The following is a 2,625-nucleotide window of genomic DNA, read 5'->3' as shown; positions in this document are numbered from 1 at the left end:
CGACGACGTGCAGCAGCGCGGCGGCGGCGTTCAGCCCGACCGCCGACCACCAGGCGCCGGTGCCCAGCAGCCGCAGCAGCCCGGTGCCGGAGCCGCGGGCGGCCAGGCGCTCCTGGGCGACGGCGGCCAGCGCGTAGGCGACGGCCGACACCAGCGACAGACCGAGGGCGGCCAGGGCGGCGGTGCTCATCGGCCCACTCCCGCCGGCACGGGCTCCACGGATTCCACGGGCTCCAGGGCGACCGGCACACCGGCGCCGCGTCCGGCCGTGGTGGCGGTGCGCCGGGGCGGATGGATGACGGCGAGGGCGAGACCGAGCATGACCGTGGCCACCAGCGCGTCGAGCCAGTAGTGGTTCGCCGTGCCCACGATCACCAGCAGGGTGATCAGCGGGTGCAGCAGCCACAGCCAGCGCCGGCGCGACCTGGTCGCGGCGATCAGGCCGATGGCCAGCATCAGCGCCCAGCCGAAGTGCAGCGAGGGCATCGCCGCGAACTGGTTGGACAGGTGGTCGCTGGACGGCGGGCCGTACACGGAGGGCCCGTAGAGCCGGCCGGTGTCCACCAGCCCCGTGCCGGTCAGCATCCGCGGCGGGGCCAGCGGGAAGGTGAACGGCAGCACCAGGGCGGCCGTGGTGACGACCGCGAGGACCCGGCGGGCCCAGACGTAGTGCGCGGGCCGGCGCACGTACAGCCAGACCAGGAAGGCGAGCGTGGCCGGGAAGTGCACGGTCGCGTAGTAGGTGTTCGCCAGATGGACGAGGGTGTCGCCGTGCAGCAGCGCGGACTGCACGGCGTTCTCGTGGGGGAGACGCACGGCCCGCTCCAGGTCCCACACCCGGCGGGCGTTGCGGAACGCGTCGCCGGTGTGGCCGGTGGCCAGTTGGCGGCCGAGTTTGTAGACCAGGAAGAGCCCGGCTACCAGCAGGAACTCACGTATCAGAGGCGGGCGTGCCGGGGTGGCCGGTGCCGTTTCCGCCTCCGCAGGCTCGGTTCGGGCATTCATCCCCCGGCCCCTTCGCTGACGGTGGTGCGTGTGGTGGTGCGTTCGTGTCCGGCCGGTCGCCGGAACTGATCGATACGTTTCCGTACCGATACGCCAGTGTACCGATACGGTCGAGTACCGGTACACTGGCGTATCGGTTGATGTGCGCCACACTGGACACAGCACGAGCGAGGGGAAGCACCGCATGACGTCGCAGGCCGCGGAGGGACCGGAGACGGTCGTCGCCTCGCGCCGCTCCAAGATCACGCCGGAGCGTGAGCGGGAGTTCTTCGACGCCGTGCTGGAACAGATCCGCGAGTGCGGCTACGACTCCGTCACCATGGAGGGCATCGCCGCCAGCACCCGGTGCAGCAAGTCCACGCTCTACCGGCAGTGGAAGACCAAGCCGCAGTTCGTCGCCGCCGCCCTGCGCGCCAACCGCCGGGTGCGGTTCGCCGGCATCGACACCGGGTCGCTCGCCGAGGACCTGCGCCAGGCCGCCCGGGCCGCGGGCGACTGGTCCGGCAAGGACACCCGGCTGCTCCAGGCGCTGGGGCACGCGGTGACGTCGGACCAGGAACTGGCCCGGGCGCTGCGCGAGGCGCTGGTCCACCCCGAGATCGCCGCGCTGGAGGAGATGCTCGCCCGGGGCGTCACCCGGGGCGAGGTCCGGGCGGACCACCCCGCGCTGGAGTACATCCCCGCCATGATGTTCGGCGTCCTGCGTGTACGGCCGGTGCTGAACGGGCAGTACGCCGACGCCGACTATCTGGTCCGGTTCGTGGAGGCCGCGGTGCTCCCCGCGCTCGGACTGGCGTAGACGCGGGCCGCCGTTCACGGGATGACTGAACGGCGACCTGCCCGCGCCGCACCGTGGGGACGGGGGCGGCGCGCACCCCCCGGCCGGGTGGGATTCCTCTTGAGCGGAGGGGAACCCCACCCGGCCGACTCGTGTCCTCGGCGTCCCGGGTGGCCGGGGCGGCGTCGGTGACTACACGGACTGTCCGTTGCCCGAGCCGGACGGCGAGACCTTGATCCCCTTCACGATCTCGTCCATGACGGACGGCTTCTGGCCGACGTCCAGGCCGAAGCGGATCACCACGATCCGCTCGGGGGCGTCGGGGGAGGGGAAGGCGACGGACTCGACGTAGCCGTCGGCGCCCTTGCTGGTGACCGCCTTCCAGCGGACCAGGTAGCCCTTCTGCCCGGCCACCGTCACCGCGCCGGAGGCCAGCTCCTGGTGCGAGGTGATGCTGCCGTAGGTGGTGCCGCCGTAGGACTCCTTGGCGTTGGCCGCGATGTCCGCCTTGGCGACCTCCTCGGCGGTGTCCCCCCCGATGCGCAGCACCGTCGCCGGGGCCGTGTAGGCGCCGCCCGCCGTGCAGGTCTGCGTCGCGTCGCCGGGGCACTTGTAGGTGTCCTTGGAGGTCACCTGCGCGCCGGCGCTCATCGTCTGCCCCGTCCAGCCCTTCGGCACCGGCAGGCTGATCCCGTTGACCGGGTCCGGCACCGTGCCGCCGCCCTCGATCTCCGGCGCACCCGACGGACCCGTGGACGGCGCGTCCCCACCGGACCCACCGGACCCGCCCGGTCCACCGGACCCGCCCGGGCCTCCCGAGCCGCACCGTGGGGACGGGGGCG

At 73.1% G+C, this 2,625-nt stretch carries 2 protein-coding genes and 2 pseudogenes; 1 reads left to right on the top strand and 3 read right to left on the bottom strand.

Annotated features, from left to right (window positions below; genetic code table 11):
* Positions 1-190: pseudogene (locus tag H5J33_RS30620) on the bottom strand (hypothetical protein); the annotation flags it as partial.
* A complete protein-coding gene (locus H5J33_RS30615) occupies positions 187-1,005 on the bottom strand; it encodes a phosphatase PAP2 family protein (protein WP_181798024.1) in 819 nt (272 codons plus the stop codon). The gene H5J33_RS30615 and the pseudogene H5J33_RS30620, both read right to left, overlap by 4 nt.
* Before the next feature lie 184 nt (positions 1,006-1,189).
* On the opposite strand from H5J33_RS30615, the gene H5J33_RS30610 reads away from it, so the two are divergent.
* On the top strand, positions 1,190-1,804 hold the full coding sequence (locus H5J33_RS30610) for a TetR/AcrR family transcriptional regulator (protein WP_181798023.1): 615 nt from the start codon (positions 1,190-1,192) through the stop codon (positions 1,802-1,804).
* A 171-nt stretch (positions 1,805-1,975) separates the two neighbouring features.
* Here H5J33_RS30610 and H5J33_RS30605 read toward each other — a convergent pair.
* Positions 1,976-2,625 (bottom strand): annotated as a pseudogene (locus tag H5J33_RS30605) (hypothetical protein); the annotation flags it as partial.

The sequence above is a fragment of the Streptomyces sp. WELS2 genome, from assembly GCF_013870595.1.
Classification (GTDB): domain Bacteria; phylum Actinomycetota; class Actinomycetes; order Streptomycetales; family Streptomycetaceae; genus Streptomyces.
This window is presented reverse-complemented; position numbering and strand designations above follow the sequence as displayed.

Coding starts and splice junctions, on each gene's coding strand:
- H5J33_RS30610 (WP_181798023.1), top strand. CDS start 1,190: ATGACGTCGCAGGCCGCGGAGGGACCGGAGACGGTCGTCGCCTCGCGC.
- H5J33_RS30615 (WP_181798024.1), bottom strand. CDS start 1,005: ATGAATGCCCGAACCGAGCCTGCGGAGGCGGAAACGGCACCGGCCACC.